General features: G+C 66.9%; 21 protein-coding genes. 9 read left to right on the forward strand and 12 right to left on the reverse strand.

Features of this window, described 5'->3' with window-relative positions; genetic code table 11:
• Positions 1-26: 26 nt before the first annotated feature.
• Positions 27-1,652, forward strand: a complete 1,626-nt coding sequence (locus MEBOL_RS30570) for a sigma-54-dependent transcriptional regulator (RefSeq protein ID WP_095980745.1) — start codon at positions 27-29, stop codon at positions 1,650-1,652.
• A gap of 261 nt (positions 1,653-1,913) precedes the next feature.
• Positions 1,914-5,156: a glycoside hydrolase family 3 protein gene (locus MEBOL_RS30575; RefSeq protein ID WP_095980746.1), complete on the forward strand. Its 3,243-nt coding sequence runs from the start codon at positions 1,914-1,916 to the stop codon at positions 5,154-5,156.
• Between the two features lie 60 nt (positions 5,157-5,216).
• Here MEBOL_RS30575 and MEBOL_RS30580 read toward each other — a convergent pair whose 3' ends face one another.
• On the reverse strand, positions 5,217-6,230 hold the full coding sequence (locus tag MEBOL_RS30580; RefSeq protein ID WP_095983102.1) for a zinc-dependent alcohol dehydrogenase family protein: 1,014 nt from the start codon (positions 6,228-6,230) through the stop codon (positions 5,217-5,219).
• 126 nt (positions 6,231-6,356) lie between these two features.
• Between MEBOL_RS30580 and xylB the strand changes: the two genes are divergently transcribed.
• The 4 genes from xylB (at position 6,357) to MEBOL_RS30595 (ending at position 9,908) form a co-directional block, all read left to right on the forward strand.
• The gene (xylB, locus tag MEBOL_RS30585) at positions 6,357-7,811 is read left to right on the forward strand and encodes a xylulokinase (RefSeq protein WP_095980747.1); all 1,455 of its coding nucleotides are present in this window, start codon (positions 6,357-6,359) and stop codon (positions 7,809-7,811) included.
• Positions 7,812-7,818: 7 nt separating this feature from the next.
• Entirely contained in the window at positions 7,819-8,694 is an 876-nt protein-coding gene (locus MEBOL_RS41485; protein ID WP_170115619.1) for a hypothetical protein, read from the forward strand.
• Positions 8,695-9,041: 347 nt separating this feature from the next.
• On the forward strand, positions 9,042-9,629 hold the full coding sequence (locus MEBOL_RS43285; protein WP_245918973.1) for a type VI immunity family protein: 588 nt from the start codon (positions 9,042-9,044) through the stop codon (positions 9,627-9,629).
• Between the two features lie 90 nt (positions 9,630-9,719).
• Positions 9,720-9,908 (forward strand): hypothetical protein, encoded by a 189-nt coding sequence (locus MEBOL_RS30595; protein WP_095980749.1) that lies wholly within the window; start codon positions 9,720-9,722, stop codon positions 9,906-9,908.
• A 7-nt stretch (positions 9,909-9,915) separates the two neighbouring features.
• On the opposite strand, the gene MEBOL_RS30600 is transcribed toward MEBOL_RS30595, so the two are convergent.
• A complete protein-coding gene (locus tag MEBOL_RS30600; RefSeq protein WP_157823765.1) occupies positions 9,916-10,563 on the reverse strand; it encodes a hypothetical protein in 648 nt (215 codons plus the stop codon).
• Between the two features lie 162 nt (positions 10,564-10,725).
• Entirely contained in the window at positions 10,726-12,375 is a 1,650-nt protein-coding gene (locus MEBOL_RS30605; RefSeq protein ID WP_095980751.1) for a mechanosensitive ion channel family protein, read from the reverse strand.
• A 254-nt stretch (positions 12,376-12,629) separates the two neighbouring features.
• Here MEBOL_RS30605 and MEBOL_RS30610 point away from each other — a divergent pair, with 254 nt between their 5' ends.
• Entirely contained in the window at positions 12,630-13,964 is a 1,335-nt protein-coding gene (locus MEBOL_RS30610) for a hypothetical protein (RefSeq protein ID WP_157823766.1), read from the forward strand.
• Positions 13,965-14,071: 107 nt separating this feature from the next.
• Positions 14,072-14,968, forward strand: coding sequence for a hypothetical protein (locus MEBOL_RS30615; RefSeq protein WP_095980753.1), 897 nt, complete (start codon positions 14,072-14,074; stop codon positions 14,966-14,968).
• 36 nt (positions 14,969-15,004) lie between these two features.
• Here MEBOL_RS30615 and MEBOL_RS30620 read toward each other — a convergent pair whose 3' ends face one another.
• Together MEBOL_RS30620 and MEBOL_RS43830 are read right to left on the reverse strand one after the other, a co-directional pair.
• The gene (locus MEBOL_RS30620; protein WP_218920828.1) at positions 15,005-15,355 is read right to left on the reverse strand and encodes an SRPBCC domain-containing protein; all 351 of its coding nucleotides are present in this window, start codon (positions 15,353-15,355) and stop codon (positions 15,005-15,007) included.
• Complete coding sequence (locus tag MEBOL_RS43830; protein ID WP_281256603.1) at positions 15,352-15,483, reverse strand: hypothetical protein; 132 nt, start codon at positions 15,481-15,483, stop codon at positions 15,352-15,354. Before MEBOL_RS43830 ends, MEBOL_RS30620 begins: the two co-directional genes overlap by 4 nt.
• A gap of 368 nt (positions 15,484-15,851) precedes the next feature.
• Here MEBOL_RS43830 and MEBOL_RS30625 point away from each other — a divergent pair, with 368 nt between their 5' ends.
• On the forward strand, positions 15,852-16,607 hold the full coding sequence (locus tag MEBOL_RS30625; RefSeq protein ID WP_245918974.1) for a hypothetical protein: 756 nt from the start codon (positions 15,852-15,854) through the stop codon (positions 16,605-16,607).
• Positions 16,608-17,335: 728 nt separating this feature from the next.
• On the opposite strand, the gene MEBOL_RS30630 is transcribed toward MEBOL_RS30625, so the two are convergent.
• The 7 genes from MEBOL_RS30630 to MEBOL_RS30660 all read right to left on the reverse strand — a co-directional run bounded on the left by MEBOL_RS30630 (position 17,336) and on the right by MEBOL_RS30660 (position 25,928).
• Complete coding sequence (locus MEBOL_RS30630) at positions 17,336-18,304, reverse strand: carbohydrate kinase family protein (RefSeq protein ID WP_095980754.1); 969 nt, start codon at positions 18,302-18,304, stop codon at positions 17,336-17,338.
• A gap of 15 nt (positions 18,305-18,319) precedes the next feature.
• Positions 18,320-19,819 carry a mannitol dehydrogenase family protein gene (locus tag MEBOL_RS30635; protein WP_095980755.1) on the reverse strand — a complete coding sequence of 500 codons (1,500 nt, stop codon included), beginning with the start codon at positions 19,817-19,819 and terminating at the stop codon, positions 18,320-18,322.
• 17 nt (positions 19,820-19,836) lie between these two features.
• Positions 19,837-20,919 (reverse strand): ABC transporter ATP-binding protein, encoded by a 1,083-nt coding sequence (locus tag MEBOL_RS30640; RefSeq protein ID WP_095980756.1) that lies wholly within the window; start codon positions 20,917-20,919, stop codon positions 19,837-19,839.
• A gap of 13 nt (positions 20,920-20,932) precedes the next feature.
• A complete protein-coding gene (locus tag MEBOL_RS30645) occupies positions 20,933-21,766 on the reverse strand; it encodes a carbohydrate ABC transporter permease (RefSeq protein WP_095980757.1) in 834 nt (277 codons plus the stop codon).
• A gap of 7 nt (positions 21,767-21,773) precedes the next feature.
• A complete protein-coding gene (locus tag MEBOL_RS30650; RefSeq protein ID WP_095980758.1) occupies positions 21,774-22,652 on the reverse strand; it encodes a carbohydrate ABC transporter permease in 879 nt (292 codons plus the stop codon).
• A gap of 55 nt (positions 22,653-22,707) precedes the next feature.
• Positions 22,708-24,036: an ABC transporter substrate-binding protein gene (locus MEBOL_RS30655; protein ID WP_095980759.1), complete on the reverse strand. Its 1,329-nt coding sequence runs from the start codon at positions 24,034-24,036 to the stop codon at positions 22,708-22,710.
• A 149-nt stretch (positions 24,037-24,185) separates the two neighbouring features.
• Positions 24,186-25,928 carry a DEAD/DEAH box helicase gene (locus tag MEBOL_RS30660; protein ID WP_245918976.1) on the reverse strand — a complete coding sequence of 581 codons (1,743 nt, stop codon included), beginning with the start codon at positions 25,926-25,928 and terminating at the stop codon, positions 24,186-24,188.
• Positions 25,929-25,948 lie beyond the last annotated feature (20 nt).

Below are 25,948 nucleotides of genomic sequence, written 5' to 3' on the forward strand. Positions count from 1 at the left end.
TGGATAGGGTGAGGGGAGGCGAGGGGATGGATCGGATCGCTGTGTTGGTGGTGGACGACGAAGAGCAGGTGCGCACCTTCCTCTCGGAGCTGTTGGGCAGCTCGGGCTATCAGGTGCGCTGCGCGTCGAGTGGCTCCCAGGCCCTGGAGATGCTGTCGGGTGGCTCGTTCGACGTGGTGCTGCTGGACGTCATGATGCCGGAGATGAGCGGACTGGACGTGCTCCGGCGCTACCGGGCGTCTGGCGGTGGCGCGCCCGTCATCGTCCTCTCGGCGCTGTCGGGGGCGGATGACGCCATGCGCGCCATGAAGCTGGGGGCCAGTGACTACCTGTCCAAGCCCTTCGGGGCCGACGAATTGGAGGACGCGCTCTCGCGTGCCCTGGGCAATCTGCTGCCCTCGCGCCAGGCCGTGGTGAGCGCGCCGGCGGTGCCCTCGCTGGCGAAGGAGGACGCGGGCGGGGAGCGCATCGTCATCTCGCACTCACCGACCATGCGCCGGGCCCGCGCGCTGGTGGAGCGCATCGCGGACACGGACGTGCCGGTGCTGCTGCTCGGCGAGTCCGGCACGGGCAAGGAAGTCATCGCCCGGGAAATCCACGCGCGCAGCAACCGGCGCAACAAGCCCTTCATCAAGGTCAACTGCGCGGCGCTGCCGGGCGAGCTGCTGGAGAGCGAGCTGTTCGGCCACGAGCGTGGCGCCTTCACCGGCGCCACGGCGGAGAAGCCGGGCAAGTTCGAGCTGGCGGACCAGGGCACCATCTTCCTGGACGAGATTGGCGAGATGGCCATCCGGCTCCAGGCCAAGCTGCTGCAGGTGTTGCAGGACGAGGAGTTCTTCCGCGTGGGCGGCAAGAAGAGCGTCCGCGTGGACAGCCGCGTGGTGGTGGCCACCAATCGGGACCTGGAGCGGGAGATCGCCCTGGGCAACTTCCGCGAGGATCTCTTCTACCGCCTCAACGTGGTGGCCATCCGGCTGCCATCCCTGCGCGAGCGTCCCGAGGACGTGGTGCCCCTGACGGACCACTTCCTCAAGAAGTACGGGCGCGGTTTCATCAGCGGCGTGGCGGAGCTGCCTGCCGAGGTGCTGCGCGCCTTCACCGAGTACGAGTGGCCGGGCAACGTGCGCGAGCTGGAGAACATGGTGCGCCGGTTGTGCGTGCTCAAGGATCCCTCGCTCGTGCTGGAGGAGTTGCGCGAGGGAGGCCGCGCGCCTGCGAGCGCCCCGTCCTTGCCCACGTCGTACGCGGGGGACGGAGACGTGGAGCCCCCGGCGCCCACGCCGCGTGCCTCGACGCCGGCGCCCATCGCCGGCTCGTCGGTGCAGGTGTTGGAGATGCCCTCCCGGGGAAGCACTCCCGCGGTGGAACTGACGCCTCCTCCGGCGCCCGCGCCCATCCGCTACGCCAATCCCTTCGACGCGCCCCAGCCTCCGCCCCCGCCGCCCAGCGTTCCGGAAGCGGAGATGTCCCTGAAGGAGATTGGCAAGCGGGCGGCGATGCTCGCCGAACGGGAGGCCATCCTGGCGATGTTGCAGCGCACGGCGTGGAACAAGCGCCGCGCGGCGGGCAAGCTGCGCATCAGCTACAAGGCCCTGCTCTACAAGATCAAGGAGTGCGGCATCATCGATCCACGCGCGGCGGCCGAGTTCTGACGCGTCGCCCATTCCTTCTCCGGGAAAACCGCTGAGACGAGGCTCCTCGTGCCCTTGGGCATGGGGAGCCTTCGTCGTTTCGGGAGAACGCCTGCCGCACCGCGTCGACGTGAGGGGACCGCCTTGCATGCGCCGCCTCTTACTTCTACGGTGCTCGGGCTTTGGCATGCCGGGGTGAGCTCTCCCCACGTCCCTGTCTCCCGAGCCAGGACCTGCTCGCCGTGGCCCGTCAACGCGACCCTGACACCCCTGGAGATGGACATGGAACGGTTGTTCTCACGCAGCAAGAGTGCCTCGCGCACGGCGCTCCTGCTGTTGACGCTGGCGGCATGCAAGGATCCGGCTCCCGAGCCCACGCCGGTGGATCCGACGCCCGTGGATCCGACGCCCGTGGATCCAAAGCCCGAGCCCGATGACTGGACCCTGGTCGAGAGCGTCATCGCCAAGGATCCCGAGATCGAGGCCAAGGTCGACGCCCTGGTGGCCAGCATGTCGCTCGAGGAGAAGGTCGGGCAGATCACCCAGGTGGAGATCGCCAACGTCACCCCCGACGACATCAAGAAGTACCACCTCGGTTCGGTGCTCAATGGCGGCGGCTCCTGGCCCGGCGGCAAGAAGAACGCCACCGTGGAGGAGTGGTACACGCTGGCCGACCAGCTGTGGGAGGCCTCGATGGACGCGGCCAATCCCCACCGCATTCCCATCATCTGGGGCGTGGACGCGGTCCACGGGCACAACAACGTGAAGGGCGCCACCTTCTTCCCGCACAACATCGGCCTGGGCGCGGCGAACGATCCGGAGCTGATGCGGCGCATCGGCGAGGTGACGGCGCGCGAAGTGGCCTACACGGGTCTGGACTGGGCCTTCGGACCCACGCTCGCGGTGGTCCGCGATGACCGCTGGGGCCGCACCTACGAGGGCTATTCCGAGGATCCCGCCATCGTCGAGGCCTACGGCGGAAAGATCGTCGAGGGTCTCCAGGGCCAGCTCGCCAAGGACGCCAAGGCCAACGAGCGCGTGATCGCCTCGGCCAAGCACTTCCTGGGCGATGGCGCCACCAACGAGGGCAAGGACCAGGGCATCACCGAGCTGACGGAGAAGGAGCTGCGCGACCTGCACAGCCGCGGCTACGTCACGGCGCTCCGGGCCGGTGCCCAGACGGTCATGGCCTCGTTCAGCAGCTGGAAGAACAAGGACCAGGGCAACAACGCCAAGGCCCACAAGATGCACGGCAACAAGTACCTGCTGACGGACGTGTTGAAGACCAAGATGGGCTTCGACGGCTTCGTCATCTCGGACTGGAACGGCCTGGGCCAGATCACCCCGGAGAACAGCGACTCTCCCCGGATTTGCAAGAACAGCGACTGCCCGCAGGCCATCAACGCCGGCGTCGACATGGTGATGGTGCCCTACCGCGCGGATTGGACGGCGTTCATCGACAACACCCTCGCGTCGGTGAAGAACGGCGAGATTCCGCAGAGCCGCCTGGATGACGCCGTTCGCCGCATCCTGCGCGTGAAGTTCCGCATGGGCCTCTTCGACCGGCCCAAGCCCTCCGCGCGCAACGCCTCGCACGAGATTGGCACGGCGGAGAACCGGGCCGTGGCCCGCGAGGCCGTCCGCAAGTCGCTGGTGCTCCTCAAGAACAACGACAGCGTGCTGCCCGTGGCGCGCTCGGCCAAGATCCTCGTGACGGGCAAGAGCGCCAACAACCTGTCGAACCAGTCGGGTGGCTGGAGCATCACCTGGCAGGGCACCGACACCACCGAGGCCGACTTCGGCGGCGGCACCACTTTCTGGAAGGCCGTGCAGAAGGTCGCGCCCCAGGCCACGCTGGACATCAGCGCGGATGGCTCCATGGCGGATGCGTCCTACGACGTCGTCTTCGCGGTCATCGGCGAGACGCCCTACGCCGAGGGCAATGGCGACATCGGCAAGAACAAGACCCTGGAGCTCGCCCGGCTGCGTCCCGAGGACCAGACGCTCCTCGCGAGCCTGCGTGCCAAGGGAGCGAAGAAGATCGTGACGGTGCTCTACTCGGGCCGTCCGCTCTACGCCAACAAGGAGCTCAACCAGTCGGACGCCTTCGTCGCGGCCTGGTTGCCCGGCACCGAGGGCGAGGGCATGACGGACGTGCTCTTCCGCAAGGAGGACGGCTCGGTCGACCACGACTTCCACGGCAAGCTGTCCTACTCGTGGCCCAAGTCGCCCTGCCAGGTCTCCCTCAACAAGGGGGATGCGAGCTACGAGCCGCTCTTCGCCTATGGCCATGGCCTGACGTACGCCCAGCCCCAGCCGCTGAACGTGCTCGACGAGCCCACGCAGACCCACGGCTGCAGCGCGCCTCCGAGCGATGGCACCACCGCCACCGAGCCCCTGGTCATCTTCGAGCGGGGCAACCAGGACAACTGGGTGATGCGCGTGGGCGCGCCGTCCAACTGGGGCGGCAAGGACGTGCTCCTGGGCACCAGCGTCAGCACCTACACGGATGCCAATGAACTCTCCGTCACCCCGGTCGACTACCTCGGCCAGTGGGACGCCGTCCGGGCCGTGTGGAGTGGCACGGGACAGATCTACACGCAGAACCAGTCGGGGAACGAGGGCCGCAACCTCCAGCCCTACCTGAACTCCAAGGGCGCCCTGGTCTTCTCGGTGAAGGTCAACACCGCCCCGACCGCGCAGGTGAACCTCTCCATGCACTGCATCCATCCGTGCCTGGGTGAGATCCAGCTTGGCCAGACCCTCCAGGCGCTGGAGGGCAAGGACTGGACCGAGCTCGCCGTCCCGCTGCAGTGCTTCGCGGACACGGGCCTGGACTTCACCATCGTGAACAGCCCGTTCCTCCTCTACACCTCGGGCCCGATGGACCTGTCGCTCGCGCGCATCCGCTGGGAGCCGAACCGGGCGGGCAACGTGAGCTGCACGGGCGCGGGCTCCACCGACGTGGTCACCGCCATCACGGACGACAAGGACGCCTTCGTCAACGGCTTGTCCGACACCTCGTTCTTCGATGCGCCCAATGGGTGGACGGCCGGCACCTCGGGCACCGTGACGGTGAACCCCGCGTTCGACATCGGCGGCGGTGAGAAGGTCATCGACGTGCAGATGAAGAACCTCAAGGAGGGGGGCGGCAACGGCGGCATGGGCTTCGGGCTCAAGTCGCCGAACCTGATGGACGTCTCCTCCATCGCCACGACGGGCGGCGTCGAGTTCGACGTGCGCGTGCTCGACTACGGCTCCACCACCCAGGACTTCTGGGTGAAGAGCGTGTGCAAGCGCAAGCCCGACTCGTGCGCGACGGGCGACCTGACGACCCTCATCGGTCACCCGGAGGTGGGTACCTGGAAGACGGTGCGCATGCCCTTCACCGACGCCACCTACCAGACCAACTGGGACACCACGCGGGTCAGCTCCGTCCTGGAGCTGCTGCCGGCCTGGGGTGATCAGGGCGGCAACATCCACTTCCAGCTGCGCAACATCCGCATCAAGAAGCAGTTGCAGTAGCCACACCACGGTGGCCCTCGATCGCGCGATGCCGCCGATCGAGGGTCGTCGTCCCGGAGCTCAGTCCACCCGGATGACGACCTTGCCGAAGTGCGCGCCGCTCTGGAGGTATTCGAAGGCGGCGACGGCCTCGGCGAAGGGGAAGACGCGGTCCACCACCGGGCGGATGCCATGCTGGGTGAACGCCCGGGTCAGGGCCTCGAAGGACTGGCGGTGCCCCACGAACGTGCCCTGCACCCGCAGGTTGTTCATGAGGATGGGGAGCACGTTGACGGAGCTCGCCGCGCTGTCGAGCACGCCGATGACGGACACCGTGCCTCCCGTGCGCACGGCGCGCAGTGAGCGCTCCAGCGTTCCAGCGCCGCCCACCTCCACCACGTGGTCCACGCCGACGCCGCCCGTCAACGCGCGGGCCGCCTTGTCCCAGTCCTTCGTGCTCACGTAGTTGATGCCCTCGTGGGCGCCCAGCTCCTTCGCCCGCGCGAGCTTGTCGTCCTTGCTCGAGGTGATGAGGATCCGCGCGCCCATCATCCGGGCGATCTGCAACGCGAAGAGGGAGACGCCGCCCGTGCCCTGCAGGAGCACGGTGTCTCCGGCCTGGAGCGCTCCCTGGGTGACGAGCGCGCTCCACGCCGTGACGGCCGCGCAGGGCAGGGTGGAGGCCTCTTCGTCGGACAGGTACGCGGGCGTGGGCACCGCGCCGTCCTCGTGGACGATCATCGTGTCCGCGAGCGCCCCGTCCAGGGGGCCGCCGAGCGTCTGGGTCTGGGTGCCACGCGAGAGCTCGCCCGCGAGCCAGTTCTGGGAGAACAGGCCCATCACCCGATCCCCGGGCTTCACGCGGGTGACGCCCGGCCCCACGGCATCCACCACGCCCGCTCCATCCGAATTGGGCACGAGGGGCAGCTTCTGCCGGGGGTTGTACTGCCCGCGCACCATCATCAGATCTCGATAATTGAGGCTCGTGGCCTTCACCCGGATGCGGACCTGGAAGGGCCCAGGCTCCGGGTCCGGTCGCTCGCACGCCACCAGCTTGTCCAGACCGAATCCACCGCGGATCTCATAGGCTTTCATGGTCCAGGGTTGTAGCGCGTCCCGGGTGGGGGCACTCTCCCGGACGCGCACGCCACCGGCGCTTCCCTCGGTGGTGGGGCTCGAAGCGTTCTCGGGAAGACGGCGCGCGTGGGAGAGGAAGAACACATGTACCTCGGCATCGACGTGGGAACGTCATCCGTCAAGGCCGTGCTCGTGGACGGCCAGGAGCGCATCCTCACGAGCGTCAGCGCGCCGCTGGAGGTGGACCGGCCACACCCTGGCTGGTCGGAGCAGGATCCGGACGCGTGGATCCGCGGCTGCGAGCACGTGCTGGACACGCTCGCCGCCTCGCACCGCGAGGCCCTGTCGGCGGTCGAGGGCATTGGCCTGTCCGGCCACATGCACGGCGCCACGCTCCTGGGGGCGGATGACCAGCCGCTGCGTCCGGCCATCCTCTGGAACGACGGACGTTCGGAGGCCGAGTGCCGCCTGTTGGAGGAGCGCTGCCCGCGCTCGCGGGAGATTTCAGGCAACCTGGCCATGCCGGGTTTCACCGCGCCCAAGCTGCTCTGGGTCGCCCGGCACGAGCCCGAGCTCTTCGCCCGGACGCGAAAGGTGCTGTTGCCCAAGGACTACGTGCGCTTGTTCCTCGTGGGTGACCATGTCTCCGAGATGTCCGATGCCGCCGGGACGCTGTGGCTGGACGTGGCGAAGCGGGACTGGTCCGACGAACTCCTCCAGGCCACGGGCCTGACGCGCGAGCACATGCCCCGGCTCGTGGAGGGCTCCCAGTCCTCCGGCCGGCTGCGACCCGAGCTGGCCCGGCGCTGGGGCATGACCCGGGCGCCGGTGGTCGCCGGCGGAGGTGGGGACAACGCGGCGAGCGCGGTGGGCATTGGCGCCGTGAAGCCGGGCTCGGCCTTCGTGTCGCTCGGCACCTCGGGCGTGTTGTTCGTGTCCAACGCGCGCTTCTCGCCGAACACGGAGGGCGCGGTGCACGCGTTCTGCCATGCCGTGCCCGGCACGTGGCACCAGATGGGCGTCATCCTGTCCGCCGCGGCGAGCCTGGAGTGGCTGTCCTCCTTGCTGGGCGAGCCCGCGCCCGCGCTCATCGCCGCGCTGGGCGAGCGTGTCGAGGCGCCGTCTCCGGTGAAGTTCCTGCCCTACCTGTCCGGGGAGCGCACGCCGCACAATGACGCCTCGGCGCGAGGGGCCTTCGTGGGGTTGGCGCACGGCCATGGACGCGCGGCACTCACCCAGGCGGTGCTCGAGGGCGTGGCGTACGCCGTCGCGGACTGTCTGCGCGTGCTCGCCGATGCGGGGACTCAGGTGGCGCGGGCCTCGGCGGTGGGGGGCGGATCGCGCTCGCCGCTGTGGTTGAGGATCCTCGCGAGCGTGCTCGATCGGCCGCTTGATGTGCATGCCGAGGGGGACTTCGGTGGGGCGTTCGGCGCGGCGCGGTTGGGGCGGCTCGCGGCGACGGGGGAGGACCCCTTCGTGCTCGCGGTGCCACCGCCCGTGGCCCGGGTGGTGGAACCCGATGCGGCGCTCGTGCCTCGTTACGCCGAGGAGTACGCCCGTTGGCGCCGCCTCTACCCCGCGCTCAAGCAGGTATCTTGAGAGGGAGATGGAAATCATCCGAATTCGGGCTCACGCATTCGTCCCGCTGATCGGGGTGTGGATTGCCACGCTCTTCGTTCATGCCTGTGTTCCCGCTCAAAGATCCCAAACCAGACCGGTGAGTTCCGGCCACCGGTCTTCCTGGGGGGGACCGCGAATAGACTCCCGTGCTTCTTTCAAGCAGTCATGTGGAACGGCCTGCGCTGTTCCCATCAATCCCAGCACAGGCGAGCTTCTCGCTCCGTCGGTGTCGCGGACGGGTCAGGTTGTACAAAAGGTCAGGGATGCGGCCGAGGCCGTCCAAGGCTTTTCCTTGCTGGACAGGGCACTCACCGGTGCCGAGCTGGATCAGGTCGAGCAGGTGTTGAGGGATTGTGTTGCCCAAGCTCATGCCGATGTCAACGATGCCTACCAGAGGCAGGAGGGCGGCCGACCCTTCAAGAATGGAAAATTCCCAAATGACTCAGAATGTAGGCAGGTCGTTGGCACCGATGAAGCGGGTGAGGACATCACCCTTGCCAGGATGCTTGGAAATCTCAAGCATATCGCGGCTTTCGCTTGTGTCAGCGCTCGTCTCCCGTCTTCTGTCCGAGAGCATTTCACCGTCGAGCCCCGTTACAAGCCAGACCCGAAGTCGAATGGGTTCATCTTGACGAAAAGGGGACATGACACGCTCCGACCCGACTTCGTCGTGCATGGGACTCGTAATGCGACCGACGTTCAATGTGTCTACGAGTTCAAGTTTCCTTGCTTGTCCAAGAACAAGCTTGATCCGCGTACGATCTTTGGCGCGGAAGCCCAGCTCACGGCATATCAGAAACTCTCGTACCGTTGCCCCGTGGCGATTGTCTCTCCGCAAGGGCTTTTCGAACTTCGTCCATGACCGTACGCTACCCACGAATCCGGCACCGGGGACGTCCTCCTGTGAGGTATCGTCTATGGTCCGGAAAGCCTCCGCGATTGAAAAGAGAATTACTCGCGAGAGACGTCATTTGCCTCGCGTTTTATCTGCCTCATGATCATCCAGAAATCGCGGAGGGAATTGCTCACGCGGTCGATTCATACCTGCGCGGGGTAGGCCAGGGACCAAGGGCCATTCATCATGCTTTCACGAATGACGATGAGGGTGACGCATTGACGGTGGAGAGATGGCGAACCATCCACCGTCTCCTTCGCCCCGAGCGGTCATTTCGGTTCATCGAAGAGCTTCCCGAGGGAGTCGCGGGTGGCATGGAGAAGCGGGGTTACGCGACGCGGTTGTTGCTCAATGGAGGTGCATCCAGCCGAAATGGGTATGAACTCTCTTACCGGGCCCGAATTCCTAGGAGAGCGTCCTCGCGAGCCTCCGTGAGTCTCCTGTGTGCGACACTCCCCACGGAATACATCGAAGAGCATGGGGAGCGCAGGGTGCGTGAACTGGCCATGGAGATGGGGTCGATGCTCCGATTCGCGTCGGGTCACGCCGGGCTCGCGTTACGCCTCTACTGGCCTCTGTGTGATGATGCTCGTCGCGCCCGCTACCCTGGTTGGTCTGTCTGTCCCTCGGAGTCCGATGAGCAGTGGCGCGGTACTCGCCTCGATGGCGTCCACTGGCTCAACTTTCTCGGGCCCCCCGTACTGGACGAGCTGGGGGGGGTTCATTCCCTCCGCGCTCGCCTACGCTCCAGCCAGACCTCGGTTCAAGAGTTGGGTGGAAGGCGCGCGGTGGTTTCGTTGGGTGAGTGGCCAGAGCTTGGCGGGTTCTTCATTGGCGACGTTCTGCCCGCATACAGGGAATTCGCACGAGAGCTCGAACCCTGGCTGGCCCCGCTCCAGTGACAGCGGCCCGCCAGGCAGGCGCTCACTGCGGACCGAGGGGTCGATCCCCACCTTCTCCTTCGACCCATACCCATGGAAGGGGCAAAGGACATGGCGAGGACTCTGCTGGTGGGGTTGATCTCGGGAATGGTGGTGTTTGGCGCCGGGTGCAAGACGATGGCGACCAAGGACACCGGTACGGATCAGACGACGCCGCCTCCACCCCCGGCCATGGGCGGCGCGGGCCTGGACCCGAACCCGGACCACAACGTCCCCAATGGTCCGGGCGTCGGCCCCTGAGCGCTTGTCAGCCGCACCCGGGCTTTCTCTCCCCACGGCAGTCGAGCACGCCCGTTTGGATGGGGAGGTCGAACAGGATTCGCAGGGGGATGTTCGCCGACGCGCTGGCGGCGCAATCCTCGGGGAGCGAGGCGTCTTGCAGTGGGTGGGTACAGGCGGAATCCCCTGTCCGCAGTCCGGTGAGTGCCACGATCGCCGTGTGGATTTCTCCCCTCAGCCGCCCATCCCGCAGCTCCGTGAACTGGACCTGATAGTCCGCATCGCCCGCGCGGTGCACCACGCTGCGAGTGCCGATCCGCCAGCCAGCGGCCCGCAGGCCCTCGACTTCCTTCAGTTCGTAGCTGACGAACCGGCTCTTCTCGCGCAGTGACTCGAGCGTCATGTCGGTGACGACGGCCGCGTCGAAGCTGAACGCCAGATAGATGCCCTGGGTGTCGTACGCATACCTGCGGTAGTCGGAGTGCTCATCACAGAGCACGCCAAGAGGGCAGCGGATGATGAGCCCCTTGGCGGGCTCCGTTTCGCGCAGGTCCAGGAGACGCTCCTTGCCCTCCTGTTCCGCGGCGAAGGACTCCAGTTGCTCCTGCACCACGTTCTGGGGTGCTCCACAGCCCACTGCGATGACGACGAGGATTCCGAAGAGGAGAGCTTTCATGGGGGACGCGCTGAGCAAACGCCGGGCCATGACAACCCTCGCTCGGGAGGCCCGAGGCGCGCGAGACCCGCCACGCCTCAGAACCTTGAGGACCCCTGCCTGTCCTGTCGCGAGTGCCCAGGGGAACCGCCCCTTCCTGGCGGCGGTCCCACTCCGGGAAGATCAGGCCGCCTCCTTCTCCCCGGGAGGAGCGAGTGGCTCGGGAGGCGAGAGCTCGACGGACTTGGGGTAGGGAATCTCCAGCTTGTTGGCGTTGAAGCTCTCCACCAGCAACATGTGCAGCACCCGCTTCACCTCGTAGTGGCACCCGGGCGCCACCTTCGTCTCGATGCGAACCCGGAGGCAGCTCTCGTCGATGGTCTCGATTCCCATGACCTTGGGCGTCTCGATGGCCTTGCCCGGGAGCAGATTGGGCAACTGGGCGCTGGCCTCGTTGATGACCCGGAGCGCTTGCCTCAGGTCCGATTCATACGCGACGCTCATCTCCACCACGGCCAGCGTCCATCCCCGGCTGTAGTTGATGACGTTCTTGATCTCACCATTGCGCATGATGTGCAGGCGTCCATAGCGATCCCGGATGCGTGTGACCCGGGGGGTGATCTCATCCACCATGCCCTCGGTGTCGCCGATGCGGACATAGTCGCCATTGAGAATCTGATCCTCGAACAGGAGGAAGATGCCATTGATTAGATCCTGCACGATGGTCTGGGCTCCCAGTCCGACGGTGAGGCCCACGATGCCGGCGCCCGCCAGGACGGGGGTCGGATCCACGCCGAGATCGCTGAGGACCATCATGCAGATGCAGAAGTAGACGGCGTATTTGATGATGCTCTGCATCAGGCTGATGAACGTCTGGCGCCGGCGCTGCACGTCATCGGCGACGGAGGTGCTGGCCGACAGCAGCCGCGTGACCATGACGCGGCCGAATTCAACCAGCACGCTGGCGGCGAAGAACATCGAGACGACGCGGATCAGGATGGGCCCGTAGGGCGCGACGGGCTCCAGCGTCTGGAACTTGCGGACGATCAGGGTCGCCACCGAGATATAGGTGATGGCCTCGAGGCTCTTCTGGCCCACGGGCAGCAGCCTGCGCAGGACCGCGTAATACTCCTCGAGCGGGGTGCCCTGGCTCTTGGCCTCCCAGGAGGCCACCAGCCGCTCGGACAGGAAGTAGAGCAGGAACACGAGCGCCCGCCCACCGGTGACGAGCAGCAGGATGTAGAGGGTGGTGGAGATCAGCCAGTCGATGGCGACCGGGAGGTCCACGGCGGGGAGCGCCAGGTTCACCACGGTGTTGGCCAGGGCGAGGTTGACGACGGACGGCAGAATCGCCAGCAGCTTCTCCACGTGGATGCGCTGCGCCTCGTGCAGCTGGCGCTCGCGCAGCGTCTGCTCGACCCGGACCACCAATCGCCGGCCGCCGCGCTGCAAGGTGTAGAAGCCGATGAGCATCAGCACCACGAGGCCCGCGCCGCGTCCCAGGGCCTTGAGGATGTCGGGGGTGACCTCCAACAGGGCCTGGTCGAACCAGGGCTGGAGATCCGTGCCGCTCCAGAGCGCGTAGCCGAGCAGGGCGGTGCCGGCGACGATGACGGGAATGGACACGAAGGAGGCGAGCAGCCTGCCCCGCTTGTAGACGCCCTCGCCCAAGGCGGCCAGGGATTGGATTCCGCTCGCGCGGATGCCCTGGTGGAGCAGGAAGCTGGAGATGACGAGCACGGACCAGCTGACGAGCAGCAAGAGCAGTACGGCGGAACCGACGAGGAGCGCGTTGTTGAGTTCGGGGGTTTCCGCGAGGCGGGAAATCACCATGTCCTGAGACCTGATCCGGAGTACTCCCCGGAGTGGATGGAGAAAGAGTCGCGGTGCCGCGCACGGGCGCGAATGCCGCGGGCCGCACTGTAGCCTTCCGCCACGGCGCTTTCACTCGCCCTCCGGGGCTGCCTCCCGGACGTCCAGGCTCCGCTCCCCATCCGAGTCCTCGACATGTCTTCGGGCATGATGCGAGTCCAGGCTGCTCCTCGAGGGTGACAACACCGATGACGATTTGCGTGAAGCGCGGCTCGATGAGCCAGAGTCGGCTGATACCGCTCCTCCTCCTGCTCCTCGTTGCCTGCCGGCCCCCCGGGACCGTCGAGCCGGTTCCCGACGGGGGCACGGGGCAGGAACCCACTCCCGGCACTCCGCCCACGTTCACGGTCCACGCACCGGCCGAGATCGTCTCCACTCTCCCGCTGTACAGGAGCGTCCACGTGCTGCTCGGCGATGGCCGCGGGTTCCGTGAACGCCTCGACGACAGCGGCGTCGTGCGGTTCCATGAGCCGATCGTCTCGGGGACGCGGGACGTGAGTCTGGTGATGGTGGGCTCCACCGGAACGGTGCAGGTGAAGACCTGGCTCGCGCTCGACGGGGCGGAGGTCTGGCTGCCGAGCTTCATGTACCCGCAATCGGCCATTCCCTGGACGAAGCAGGGCACTCTGTCCGGGAAGGTGACCGGCGCGGCCAATCCCAGCGCTCTGTCCGTCGTCGCGGTCGGCACGGGCCTCTATGGGCTCACGACGCTGGCCGGGGATGGCTCCTTCAGCATCGACGTTCGGGGTGACGCACCTGGCGAGGTGGATCTCTTCGCCCGGGAGACCGAGGGCCCCGGGGGAAAGGTCCTCCGGGTCGGGCTCAAGCGGGACATCGCCGTCGGCTCCGGCGCGAGTGTCTCGGGGCTGGAGGTCGCGCTCGACCACCCCGTGGATCAGTCGCTCGGAGTGACGGTGGCGGGCGGATTCGACCCGGAGGGCGAGGCGAGCGCCACGCTCCAGTACATCCTGGGTGGCCAGCTCCTCTTCAGCACGAATGCCTCGGGGCAACTGCCCCTCTCGATCCCGGCGGTCGCCCGGACGGCTCCGTTCGATACCCTCACCCCGATGCTTCGCGTCTCCGTGGGTGACGCGGCGACGCTCCCGGGAGGAATGGTTCAGACGGCGGTACCCGTGAGCGGGACCTCGTCCGCCGCGGTCTCGTTCCTGAACCCCCTGCGCATCACCTCGCCGGGGGTGGGGACCCTGGAGGCCCCGGCCAGGGCCTCGCGCTCTGGCCTCGTCCTGGGCTGGAGCCCCGATGGCTCCGCGCACCTGACGGAGGTGGAACTCGCGGCCACGATCGGGCCGGGTCCCCTGGATTGGAGCGTGATGGCTCCCACCTTCATCACTTCATTCACGCCCTTCGCGCTTCCCGCGGACATCGCCCCGGTCACCACCATTCCCGCGGGTTCCTACCGCGTGGCGGCGACCACCACATGGCGTGCCAACGTGAGTGGCTACGCGGACTTCTTCACCGGAAGCGCGGCTTCCAGTCCGTACGAGGAGACCCGGACGACCCGGCTCCGTGCCTACGTCGAACTCCAGTAGCCACGGACGTGACGGAGTCTGTTCACCGCTCGGACTTTCCGAGCGTGGTCCGGGACCTGTATCTTGCTTTTGAGGGGACCTGGAAACCGAGTCCTCGGAGGATTCTCATGGCAGACGAGACAGCCGAATTCGTCAAGGACCCCTGGAGTTATATCCGCAACAAGCTGGTCAACAACTCGCGCCCGGTACAGGCCATCTGGTGCACCTTGGCGGGGCCCGACGCCAAGAAGTCCGCCAACGCGACCGAGTTCCTTTCCGTGCTCGATAGCGGCCTGGTGAACATGATGGAATTCCAGTTCGTTCCCGTCGTCTACAAGGGGACAACCAACGTCATGCTCCGGCCCAACATCGAGAACTTCTTCAGCATCTCGAACAACCGGCTGGACGCGGAAGTGGAGATCGAGATCAACCAGACCCAGAGGAAGGTGAACCTGGCGAAGATCCACCAGCGGTACAACAGCCAGGTTCCCATGCTCTGGAAATGGTCGGCCGCCTGGCCCAGTGCGATCAAGGCCTACTACTTCCCGTACAAGACGGGCGGCATCAAGAAGCCCGAGCACATGGGCTTCGTCGACTTCCCGCGACAGAACCCGCCCCACAAGTTCGTCTTCACCGGAGGCATGAATGGCTGTCATCTGGTGGTGACCGACTCACCCCTGGGGGAGAAGTTCCTGCGCGCCTGGCACTACCAATCGGCCAGCTCCAATCCCGTCTACCTCCCCAAGCAGCTCGGGACGGGGAAGTTTCCGCGGAAGGTCTATGACTGGCTGACCCACGAGGAGTACGAATTCGTGCCAGGCAGGCAGTTCAACAAGGCGCGGACGGAGGTTTTCAACGACGAGGTCAACGGCTTCAACTTCTTGCACTACCACGACGATGACAACTCCTGGTGGTTGTACTCGCAGCCGCAGAAGATCTGCCAGGACAGCTATTCGAACCCACCAGCGACGTACGTCACCAAGAGCCGACAGCAGCCGTTTCGGCGGAAGATCGTGGTGACGTGAGAGCAGTGCTCTCGGATGGGTGCTGGGGTTTTCGTGTCAGGCCTTGAGGCGGGTGACGACCGCGACGAACTGGTCGGCGGCGCTGCCCCAGCCCTCGTGGAAGCCCATCTGGGCGTGAGAGGCGCAATCGTCCGCGTTCCAGTGCAGCGCGCGAGCGGTGTAGCGGGTCTTGCCTCCTTCTTCCTCGAAGGTGAAAACGCCGGTCATGAACGCCTTTTCCGCCGGTACCCAGCCGGGCTTGAAGGCATCGGTGAAGACGATTCGTTCCGGGGCGTTGACCTCGAGGAAGACACCGGCGCTGGGGTACGTGTTGCCCTTGTCGTCGCGCATCAGGGTGCGGAAGATGCCGCCGGGCTTGAGCTCCATTTCGCATTCGGGCGTGGTCATGCCGAAGGGGCCCACCACTCGGTCAGGTGCTCGAGCCAGGCCTTGAAGACCACTTCGCGCGGCGCATCGATGAGACGCGTCAGTGAGAGGGTGAGGTTCGCGGGGTGCTGGATGTCGACGTTGGGCATGGGGGAGTCCTTTCCCTTCCGGGGTTGAGATCGGCCGTGGCCGTTCAGTCCAGCGACGAATGGGCGCTGGACGGATCGACACGGGCCCGACTTTTTTCGCCCGCGTAGGCGCCTGTCCGGGTCACCGTGAAGGTTCCTCATTGCCTGGGCACCTACCGCGTGGCGGCGACCACTCGCTGGTGTGACAATGTGAGTGGCTATGCGGATTTTTTCACCGGGGGCGTGCCTTACAGCCCCCCCCCGCTTGGCGAACCGCATCGCTCGGTTTCGAGCCTATGTCGCGGCGCCAGTCACCCCGCACGTGGCATGATGAAGTCCGTGTGCTGCCGTGCGGCTTCCTGGCAAGCCGCTGGGGAAAGATGACGTCCATGAAGGGTTCGTTGCCGATTCTTCTGCTCGGAGTGGGGTGCGCCACTCCACCTGAAACGAACACCCTGGCGCGGGGGATGGTCGTCGCCAAGGGGCCTTGGTCGCAGGTTCCCGCCGTTGAAATGCCCGCGGGAGATGCCTCCATCCCCATCACTTTGCTCCGGGACGCGGCGGACGCGCTTCTCATGCTTCCTGGTGCCAAGGTGTGTGACCCCGCGGAGAATCGGCCCCTGGTGGGTTTGTCCACGGAGTATTGCTCGACGGTCTATGTTGCTGGCGGTCGTGAATCCCTCTCCTGGCGAGTGACCGAGCCCAGTCAGGGAAACCACAGTTCATGCAAACCGTTCTTCAAGGTGAAGGATGACGACTACCCTGACTCTCAAGTCTGGGTTGTGGGGTACATCCACAATCACCCGTGTGCTTCGACTCCCTCCTCGCTCGATCTCGGTGCATGGCCTACGGATAGCCTCGATCCATATGTGTCCATGGCGGAAGTCCGCCTGATTCCGGGCAACCCGAGTCCTGCCATTTACAAGAGTACGAGCATCGAGATGGCTTCGGCACTGGTGGCGGAGCGTCAGGACGGTACGCGCATCTTCCTGCGCTATTTCCCCACAGGGGAAATACAGCAGTGGAGTGATGGGCGGGATCATTGGGTCACCCTTGGCACCTGCGTTCCGCGGGAACCAGACAATCACAGTCGCGGTCGCGTACCCCAATGCAGTCATGGTCCTCTGCGATTGTTGCGCGAGTAGGCGTCAGCCGTATGTGGGCCGGGAAAACGAAATGAACAAGGTATTTGCGCTCGCATTGCTCGCGGTGGTGCTCTCGGGATGTGCCGTGCCCGCGGCCGCTAGGAAGGGTCCGGTCGAGTGGCCAGACGAATCCTCGACCCAACTCCTCGTCCCCTCCGTCGAGGCGGGAGCCGCACTCGCCGCGGCGGCCGCCATCCGCGAGATGGTGCGGACCAATCCGTATCCAGATTTGTTCTGGGGGTGCTCGAGCCCCGAGCAGGGCTTGGATGTCGCCGTCTTCAAGGACTCGACGTCGGGATTGTATTACGTGGTGGTAAGCCAGCACTTCAACCGGTGCGGCGGCCCGCGAGTGCGTGTGCTCGATGGATGGTATGAATATGCGGTGACCCCTCAGGGAGAGATAGTGGGTGAAGTCCCGCCCATGGTGGGGGAGGACGCCGAGGCCATTCCTTCCCATCCGGGTTCTTCTCCACTTGAGCCAACCTCCCCACCTGCCAATACGCCCGCGCCGACGCCGCCAACCTTGGTTTCTCCGCCAGCTCCCGAGGCACCGCCTTCGGTTGTGCCCGCTCCCGTCTCTCCACCGCCCGCGTCGTCGGAGCCGGGTACGCCGGAATCTGCACCCGCCAGTCCGATAGAGGGCGGGGCACATAAGGACCCCGGCGAGGGTCCCCAGGGGACTGTGCATTCACAGGGTGCTCCACTCACCGGGAGGTGAGCGCGGTCTCTCAGGAGCGGAGTGCCGCCAGGTCGTCGCGCCGGGGCAGCGCCGCGTAGGAGCCTGGCCGGGTCACCGTGAAGGCTCCGCAGCGCGTGGCGAACTCCAGGGACTCGCGCATCCGGGCCTCGTCGGCGGTCCAGGTGGAGAGGGTGCCACGGGTGAGCCGCGCGTCCACCAGGCGCGAGAGCAGGCCGCCGATGAAGGCATCTCCCGCCGCCGTGGTGTCGACGACCTGGACCTTCGGCGGTGTCACCCGGAGCTGACCGTGCGCCGTCACCGCGGTCACGGGCTCGCCTCCGTCGGTGATGACGATCAACGCCGCCCCGGACGCCAGACGGGCCTGGAGATAGCTCTCCTCGGAGGCCGCTCCGCGCAGCAGGTCCAACTCCTCGCGCGCCAGCTTGATGAGCTGGGCCTGGTCGAGCAGCGCGGTGACGCGGGCCGTATCCACGCGATGGCCCGGCCACAGGTTGGCGCGGATGTTGGCGTCCACGCTGATGAGCGCCCCGGCCGCCGCCGCGCGCTCCGCCACCGCGAAGGTGGTGGCAGTGATGGCCTCCTCCGTCAGCGTGTTCGAGCACAGGTGGAGGATGGACTCGGAGTCGAACAGGTTCGCGGGCAGGTGTTCGGGCCGGTACAGCAGGTCCGCCGAGGGAGGCCGGTAGAAGTCGAAGCGGCGCTCCCCGGACGCGTCCCGGGAGACGAAGGCCAGGGCGGTCTTCGCCTCGCCGGTGCGCGCCACGTGGCTCACGTCCACGCCGTGCGAGGACAATTCATCGAGGATGAAGTCCCCGAAGCGGTCGCGCCCCAGCATGCCGACGAAGAGGCTCGGTACGCCCAGCCGCGCGCAGGCCACGGCCACGTTGGCCGGAGCCCCCCCCGCATAGGGCGTGAAGGTTTCCTGCGCGCTGGAGGTGCCCAGTCGGCTGGACAGCATGTCGACCAGGGCTTCGCCGAAGGCGATGAGGCGCGTCATGGCTCGCTCGTTTCCTCAGGCCTGGGCGGAGGGAGGGGACTCGCGCGATGCGTCGAGCGACTTGAGCGTGGCGACCACGCCCTGCTCGTCGATCTGCTTGCGCAGCTTGAGGTACAGCTCCACGAAGCCCGGGTGCGCTGGAATCTGCGTGCCGACGACCTCCTTGAGCTGGATGAGCGTCATGGGCGAATCGCTCTTGATGACTGGCTCGAGCAGGTGGCGCGCGTTGGGCTCGTTGAGCGTGTGGGGCTCGCCCTTCTCGTCCGTGCCCTTGAGGTAGCGGTCGTAGGCGGCGAGGAAGAACGCGATGCGGTGGTACGGGCGGTTGTTGGCGAGGATGGGGTGCAGGGTGGGCAGGACGAAGCCGGAGATCTTCGAGCCGCCATCCATGCACAGCCGCGCGAGTTGATCGCCCACGGCGCGGTTGCCGAAGCGCTCGAGCAGCTTGTCCTTGTAGGAGGGGATGTCGAGCCCCGGCAGGGACTTGAGCCACACGCCCGCGTCATGATCCAGGAAGCCGCGCAGGTAGCCGAAGAAGAGCGGATCGTGCAGCGCGTCGTCCACCTTGCGCAGGCCCGACAGATAGGCTGGGTAGGACAGCATGGTGTGGGTCGCGTTGAGCAGGCGGATCTTCGCGTCCTCGTAGGGCGACACGTCCTGGGTGAACATCACGCCCACGGCGTCCCACTCGGGGCGGCCGTTGGGGAAGTTGTCCTCCAGCACCCACTGGATGAAGTCCTCGCAGATGACCGGGGCGGCATCGTCCACCTGGGTCAGGTCGCGCAGCTTCTGCCGGGCGGCGTTGTCCGTCGCCGGGGTGATGCGGTCCACCATGCCGTTGGGGAAGGCGACCTCGCGCTCGATCCACGCGGCGAGCTCCGGATCCCTCGCCTTGGCGAAGGCCACCACGGCGCGTTTGGCCTGGGAGCCGTTGTGGCGCAGGTTGTCGCAGGACATGACGGTGAAGGGCTTCACGCCCGCGGCGCGGCGGCGCGCCAGCGCCTCCACGAGGTAGCCGAACACGCCCTGGGGTGAGCCGGGGTGGGCCAGGTCATGCGCGACGGCGGGGTGCTTGAGGTTGAACGTCCCGTGCTCGTCGATGAGGTAGCCGCCCTCGGTGATGGTCAGCGAGACGATGCGGATGTCCGGGTGGCTCAGCTTCGCGAGCACCGCCTCCGGGCTGTCCGGAGCGTAGAGGTATTCCACCATGCACTCGACGACGCGCGAGACGTGGGAGCCGTCCGGCGCCATCTCGCTCACGGTGTAGAGGCCGTCCTGCTTCTTCATGGCCGCGGCCATGGCGGCGTCATGGGGCAGCAGGTTGATGCCACAGAGGCCCCAGCCCTCCTGGCCGGGCCGGGCGAGGGCGCGGTCGGTGTAGATGGCCTCGTGCGCGCGGTGGAAGCCGCCCACGCCGATGTGGGCGATGCCCGCGCGGACCTTGCTCCGGTCATAGCCGGGGCGGACGACGGTGGAGGGCAGGCTGGAGAGGTGGGCCTGATCGAGAGTGTGCATGGGGGCGGGGGTGTAGCTCAGCTGAAGGTGGGATGGTGGATGGCGACGCCGTTGGCGTCGAAGACGTGGACGCGCTCGGGATTGAGGACGACGGAGGCCGTCGTGCCCTCGATCGAGCCCACATCTCCGTCGCAGCGCACGGTGACGCGCCCCAGCTGTGGCACGGAGAGGTAGGCATAGGCCTCACTGCCCAGCCGTTCGATCATCTCCACGCGGCCGTCCAGCGTTCCCTGTCCCGCCTGGCCCAGCGCGAGCTGTTCCGGACGGACGCCCACCGTCACGCGGCTGCCCTCGGCGACGGCGGTCAGGCCCGGAGGCTGGGTGATGCCGCTGCCGTTGGCCAGGGTCAGGGTCGAGCCCGTCCGGGTGGCGTCCAGGAAGGCCATCTGCGGCATGCCGAGGAAGCCCGCGACGAAGCGGTTGGCGGGGCGGCGGTAGAGCTCCTGCGGGGCGCCGGCCTGCTCGATGTTGCCCGCGTTGAAGATGACCACCTTGTCGGCCAGGGTCATCGCCTCGACCTGATCGTGGGTGACGTAGATCATCGTCGCCTTGAGCTCCTGGTGCAGCCGGGCGATCTCCAGGCGCATCTGCACGCGCAGGGAGGCGTCCAGGTTGGACAGGGGCTCGTCGAACAGGAAGATGCGCGGCTCGCGGACGATGGCGCGGCCGATGGCGACGCGCTGGCGCTGGCCGCCGGAGAGCGCTCCCGGCTTGCGGTCCAGCAGCGGCTCCAATTCCAGGATGCGCGCGGCGCGACCCACCTTCTCGTCGATGAGCTTCTGGTCCGCCTTGGCCAGCTTCAAGGAGAAGGACATGTTCTCCCGGATGCTCATATGCGGGTAGAGCGCATAGGACTGGAACACCATGGCCAGGTTGCGTTTGGCCGGGGGAAGGTCCGTGATGGCCTGCCCGTCCAGGCGGATCTCGCCCGAGGTGGCTTCCTCCAGGCCGGCGATGAGGCGCAGCAGGGTGGACTTGCCGCAGCCGGAGGGGCCCAGGAAGACGCAGAACTCGCGGTCCTCGATGCGCAGGTCCACGCCCTTGATGACTCGCGTGTCACCGAAGGACTTGGTCAGGGATTGGATTTCGAGACGTGCCATGGGACGTGCTCCGTTACTTGACGGCGCCGAAGGTCAGGCCGCGGACGAGTTGTTTCTGAGAGCCCCAGCCCAGTATCAGGATCGGAGCGCAGGCGAGGGTGGAAATGGCGGAGAGCTTGGCCCAGAAGAGGCCTTCGGGGCTGGCGAACGAGGCGACCAGGGCGCTGAGCGGCGCGGCCTTGGTGGTGGTCAGGTTGAGGGACCAGAAGGCCTCGTTCCAGTTGAGGATGAGCGCCAGGAGCGCGGTGGAGGCCAGGCCTCCGCGGCTCACCGGCAGGAGCACGCGGTAGATTTCCTGGGCGGTGGTGGCGCCGTCCATGCGCGCGGCTTCCAGGATGTCCCGGGGGATGTCGCGGAAGTAGGTGTAGATCATCCACACCATGATGGGCAGGTTGACGAGCGCGAACACGATGACGAGCAGGATGCGCGAGTCGAGCAGGCCCGAGGCGCGCGCGAGCAGGTAGATGGGCACCAGCACGCCCACTCCGGGCAGCATCTTGGTGGACAGCATCCACATGAGGGTGCCCTGGGTGCGCTGGCTGGGGTGGAAGGCGAACGAGTAGGCCGCCGGCACCGCCACGAGCATGCCCAGGAGCGTGGCGCCGCCGCTGGTGACGAGCGAGTTCCAGGCGAAGTGCAGGTAGTTGTTGCGCTCGAGGATCTCCCGGTAGTTCTCCAGCGTGGGCGTGAAGAGGAACTCGGGGGGCATGGAGAAGGCGCCCAGCTCCGTCTTGAAGCTGGTGAGCACCATCCAGAAGATGGGGAAGAAGACGATGAGGGCGACGAGCCAGGCGCAGATCGCTCGAATCGTCTCGGTGACCCGGCGGCGTTTTTTCAAGTCGGGCATGGGGGGTTCAAGCCTCGGTGAGGGATTTGCCGATCAGGCGGATCAGGAAGACGGCGACCAGGTTGGCGAGCACCACGGCGACGAGGCCGCCCGCGCTGGCCGCGCCCACGTCGAACTCGAGCAGGGCCTGGGTGAAGATGAGGAAGGGCAGGTTGGTGGTGGCGTCGCCGGGGCCGCCGCCCGTGGTGGTGAAGATCTCCGCGAAGATGTTGAGCAGGAAGATGGACTCCACCATCACCACCACCGCGATGGGCCGCGCCAGGTGCGGCAGCGTCAGGTGGCGGAAGACGGCCACGGGCGTGGCGCCGTCCATCTGCGCGGCTTCCTTCTGCTCCTGATCCATGGACTGCAGGGACGTCACGAAGATGAGGATGGCGAAGGGCAGCCACTCCCACGCGACGATGAGGATGATGGACAAGAGGGGCCAGTCGGAGAACCAGTTGATGGGCGTGAGGCCCACGAGCTGGAACAGCCACGCGAAGAGCCCCGACACGGGGTTCATCAACAGGTTCTTCCAGACCAGCGCGCTCACCGTGGGCATGATGAAGAAGGGCGAGATGAGCAGCATGCGCACGATGCCCTGGCCCGGGAAACGCGCGTCCACCAGCACGCTGATGAGCACGCCCAGCACCACGGTGATGACGAGCACGCTGCCCACCAGCAGCAGCGTGTTGACGAGGCTCGTCAGGAAGCTCGGGTAGGTGAAGAAGTAGGTGAAGTTCTCCAGACCCACGAACTTCGTTTTGCCCGGGTAGAGCAGGTTGTAATACTGGGTGGAGAAATACAGCGTCATGACCAGCGGCACGATCATCCATGCGAACAGCATGATGATCGCCGGAGACGCGGTGAGGCGTCCGGCGCGGCTGGGATGGCGGGCTTCGCTCATCACGGCACTCCTGGGGGGTAAGAATGAAGGAGGGAGAAAGGACGGAGAGGCGCGCTCACTTCGTGTCGTAGTAGCCCGCGCGCTTCATGGTGCGCCGCGCCGCCCCTTGCGAGGTGTGCAGCACTTCGTCCACGCGGCCAAAGCCCGCGAGCGCTCCGGAGATCTGCCGGCCCACCATGCTGCCGATGGCCTGGAACTCGGGGATGGTGGCGAACTGCACGCCGGTGTACGGCACGGGCTTGAGCGTGGGGGAGTCGGGATTGGCCGTCTGGATGGCTTCCTGGGTGACGCGGGCGAAGGGCGTGTTCGCGAGGTAGTCCGGGTTCGTGTACGTGGACAGCCGCGTGCCCGGAGGCATGGCGGAGATGCCATAGCGCTGCGCCACGAGGTCGCCGTACTCCTTGGACGTGGCCCATTGGATGAACTCGAACGCGGCCTGCTTCTGGCGCGAGCTCGCGGGCACCGCGAGGGACCAGGTCCACAGCCACGAGCTGCCCTTGTCGGTGACCGCGCGGGGTGCCTTGACGAACCCCACCTTGTCCGGCACCAGGCTCTGGGTCTTGTCGGTGACGAAGGCGCCCGCCACGCTCGCGTCCACCCACATGGCGCACTTGCCCGCGTTGAAGAGCGTCAGGTTCTCGTTGAAGCCGTTGCTGCTCGGGCCCGGCGGGCCAAAGGTCGACAGCAGATCCACGTAGAAGTTCACCGCCTGGTGCCACTCGGGCGTGTCGAGCTGGGGCTCCCACTTCTCGTCGAACCAGCGGCCTCCGTAGGCGTTCACCACCGTGGTGATGATGGCGATGTTCTCGCCCCAGCCCGCCTTGCCTCGCAGGCAGATGCCATACATGCCGTGGGCGGGGTCGTGCAGCTTCTCGGCGAAGCCGCGGATCTCACTCCACGTGGGCTCCGCGGGCATGTTCAGCCCCTTCGCGGCGAACAAGTCCTTGCGGAAATAGGTGATGGAGCCCTCGGAGTAGAAGGGCAGGGCGTACAGGGTACCGTCCACGCTCAACTGCTTGCGCACGTTGGGCATGAGGTCGTCCACGTCATACGTGGGCGAGAAGCTCTCCAGCGGCATCAGCCACTTCTGGCGGCCCCACATGGGGGCCTCGTAGGCGCCGATGGTGATGATGTCGAACTGGCCACCCCCGGTGGTGATGTCCGTGGTGAGCCGCTGGCGCAGTGTGTTCTCGTCCAACACGAGCCAGTTGAGCAGCACGTCCGGATGCCTGTCTTCGTACACCTTCGCCAGGGATTGCATGCGGACCATGTCGCCGTTGTTGACGGTACCGATGGTCAGCGTGGTGGCGGCCCCGGCGGCGCCGGCCCCGAACAGCAGGCCGAGCCCCACGAGGGAGGTGACGACGGGATACATCCTCTTCATGCGGCGGCTCCGGCGGCTGCACCCACGTGAGGCAAGCCGTGTCGATGGGGAGGGGGGTGCCAAGCAGACAACCGCCCCAATCCATCAAATCCGAACACCGAGGGCCAGAAAGTTGAGCCGCAAGTGAACTCTTTCGCGTGCTGACCGTGTCAGCTTCGATCGCGGCGCACCTGCGCCTTGCGACCGCGCAGCGTGGCTTGACGCAGTGCGGTGATGATCTGATCCGCGAGGGGCTCGGGCACCTCGACGAGCGAATAGGTGTCACCAATCTGGATGGCGCCGATGCGCTTGCCCTCCACACCCGCCTCGCCCGCGATGGCGCCCACCAGGTCCGAGGGCCGCACGCCGGCTTGCCGGCCCACGCCGATGAACAGGCGCGCCATGTCGAAGTTCTCGTCGGGGTCCGCGCGGCGCTTGGGGGAGCGCCGGGTGTCGGGCCGGGTGTCGGGCCGTGCTCCCGTGGGGGCCGGGCGCTCTCCGGTGCGCGGGGCGCCCCGGGGTCCCCGGGCGGGCCGCTCCGAGGGGGGCGGCACGAGCGGGATCTCCTCATCCTCCTCCTCCTGTCCCTCCACCTGGGCGTCGTGCAGCAACTTCACCGCGGCGGTGGCCACGTCCACCATGTCGAACTCGGAGGCGAGGCTCTCCACCACGGAGCGGTAGGAGTCCAGCTCCCCGGCCACCAGGGCCTCGCGCAGGGAGGCCCTCACGAGCTCCAGACGGCGCGCGCGCAGGTCCGCCACGGTGGGCACCGTGGCCAGTTCGATCTTCTGGCCGGTGAGCTTCTCGATGTTGCGCAAGAGCCGGTGCTCGCGCGGCTCGGCCAGGGTGATGGCCACGCCCTCGCGCCCGGCGCGGCCCGTGCGGCCGATGCGGTGCACGTAGGCCTCGGGGGCGTTGGGCACGTCGTAGTTGACGACGTGGGACAGCTTCTCGATGTCCAATCCGCGCGCGGCCACGTCCGTGGCGATGAGCAGTTCCACCGCGTGGGTCTTGAACTGCTTGAGCACGCGATCCCGCTGGCTCTGATCCATGCCGCCGTGCAGCGCCTGGGCGCGCCAGCCCCGGCCGTTGAGGGACACGGTGAGCTCGTCCACTTCCGTGCGGGTGCGGCAGAAGACGATGGCGGCGGTGGGGCCCTCCACGTCCAGCACGCGCCCGAGCGTGGCGGCCTTGAAGGGGCGCGGGACGATGTAGGCCGTCTGCCGGACGCGCGGCCCGGCGCCCGCCGCCAGCTTCTCCTTGGCGATCTTCACGTGCACGGGCGAGCGCAGGTGGCGCTCGGCGATGGAGGCGATGCGCGGGGGCAGGGTGGCGGAGAAGAGCGCCGTCTGCCGCTCCTCGGGGGTGGCGTCGAGGATGGCCTCCAGGTCCTCGGCGAAGCCCATGTCCAGCATCTCGTCCGCCTCGTCGAGCACCACGGTGCGCAGGGACTCGAGCAGGAGCGACTGGCGCTTGAGGTGATCCAACGCGCGGCCGGGCGTGGCCACGATGACGTCCACGCCGCGCTTGAGCACGCGCAGCTGCTGCCCGATGGGCTGGCCGCCGTAGAGCGGCAGCACGCTCACGCCCATCTTCTGGCCGTAGCGGTGGATGGCCTCGGCCACCTGCATGGCCAGCTCGCGCGTGGGCACGAGCACGAGCGCGGACGTGGAGAAGGGCTCGCGCTTGCCCGGAGTCCCCAGGCGCTGCAGCAGGGGCAGGGAGAAGGCCGCCGTCTTGCCGGTGCCGGTGGCGGCGATGCCGAGCAGATCCTTGCCCGCGATGAGGGGGGGCAGGGCGGCGCGCTGGATGGGGGTGGGCTCCTCGTAGCCGAGCGCGCCGAGCGCCTCCACGAGATCAGGGCCGAGGCCCAGTTGTTCGAAGGTGGGAATGGTCTCTGAAGCAGTGTTCACAGTGGGCGCTTGTAGCACCC

Source organism: Melittangium boletus DSM 14713, from assembly GCF_002305855.1.
GTDB lineage: Bacteria > Myxococcota > Myxococcia > Myxococcales > Myxococcaceae > Cystobacter > Cystobacter boletus.

Excerpts from the sequence above, each read along its gene's own strand:
- MEBOL_RS30570 (WP_095980745.1), top strand. The coding sequence starts at position 27 with ATGGATCGGATCGCTGTGTTGGTGGTGGACGACGAAGAGCAGGTGCGC.
- MEBOL_RS30575 (WP_095980746.1), top strand. The coding sequence starts at position 1,914 with ATGGAACGGTTGTTCTCACGCAGCAAGAGTGCCTCGCGCACGGCGCTC.
- MEBOL_RS30580 (WP_095983102.1), bottom strand. The coding sequence starts at position 6,230 with ATGAAAGCCTATGAGATCCGCGGTGGATTCGGTCTGGACAAGCTGGTG.
- xylB (WP_095980747.1), top strand. The coding sequence starts at position 6,357 with ATGTACCTCGGCATCGACGTGGGAACGTCATCCGTCAAGGCCGTGCTC.
- MEBOL_RS41485 (WP_170115619.1), top strand. The coding sequence starts at position 7,819 with ATGGAAATCATCCGAATTCGGGCTCACGCATTCGTCCCGCTGATCGGG.
- MEBOL_RS43285 (WP_245918973.1), top strand. The coding sequence starts at position 9,042 with ATGGAGAAGCGGGGTTACGCGACGCGGTTGTTGCTCAATGGAGGTGCA.
- MEBOL_RS30595 (WP_095980749.1), top strand. The coding sequence starts at position 9,720 with ATGGCGAGGACTCTGCTGGTGGGGTTGATCTCGGGAATGGTGGTGTTT.
- MEBOL_RS30600 (WP_157823765.1), bottom strand. The coding sequence starts at position 10,563 with ATGAAAGCTCTCCTCTTCGGAATCCTCGTCGTCATCGCAGTGGGCTGT.
- MEBOL_RS30605 (WP_095980751.1), bottom strand. The coding sequence starts at position 12,375 with ATGGTGATTTCCCGCCTCGCGGAAACCCCCGAACTCAACAACGCGCTC.
- MEBOL_RS30610 (WP_157823766.1), top strand. The coding sequence starts at position 12,630 with ATGAGCCAGAGTCGGCTGATACCGCTCCTCCTCCTGCTCCTCGTTGCC.
- MEBOL_RS30615 (WP_095980753.1), top strand. The coding sequence starts at position 14,072 with ATGGCAGACGAGACAGCCGAATTCGTCAAGGACCCCTGGAGTTATATC.
- MEBOL_RS30620 (WP_218920828.1), bottom strand. The coding sequence starts at position 15,355 with ATGACCACGCCCGAATGCGAAATGGAGCTCAAGCCCGGCGGCATCTTC.
- MEBOL_RS43830 (WP_281256603.1), bottom strand. The coding sequence starts at position 15,483 with ATGCCCAACGTCGACATCCAGCACCCCGCGAACCTCACCCTCTCACTG.
- MEBOL_RS30625 (WP_245918974.1), top strand. The coding sequence starts at position 15,852 with ATGAAGGGTTCGTTGCCGATTCTTCTGCTCGGAGTGGGGTGCGCCACT.
- MEBOL_RS30630 (WP_095980754.1), bottom strand. The coding sequence starts at position 18,304 with ATGACGCGCCTCATCGCCTTCGGCGAAGCCCTGGTCGACATGCTGTCC.
- MEBOL_RS30635 (WP_095980755.1), bottom strand. The coding sequence starts at position 19,819 with ATGCACACTCTCGATCAGGCCCACCTCTCCAGCCTGCCCTCCACCGTC.
- MEBOL_RS30640 (WP_095980756.1), bottom strand. The coding sequence starts at position 20,919 with ATGGCACGTCTCGAAATCCAATCCCTGACCAAGTCCTTCGGTGACACG.
- MEBOL_RS30645 (WP_095980757.1), bottom strand. The coding sequence starts at position 21,766 with ATGCCCGACTTGAAAAAACGCCGCCGGGTCACCGAGACGATTCGAGCG.
- MEBOL_RS30650 (WP_095980758.1), bottom strand. The coding sequence starts at position 22,652 with ATGAGCGAAGCCCGCCATCCCAGCCGCGCCGGACGCCTCACCGCGTCT.
- MEBOL_RS30655 (WP_095980759.1), bottom strand. The coding sequence starts at position 24,036 with ATGAAGAGGATGTATCCCGTCGTCACCTCCCTCGTGGGGCTCGGCCTG.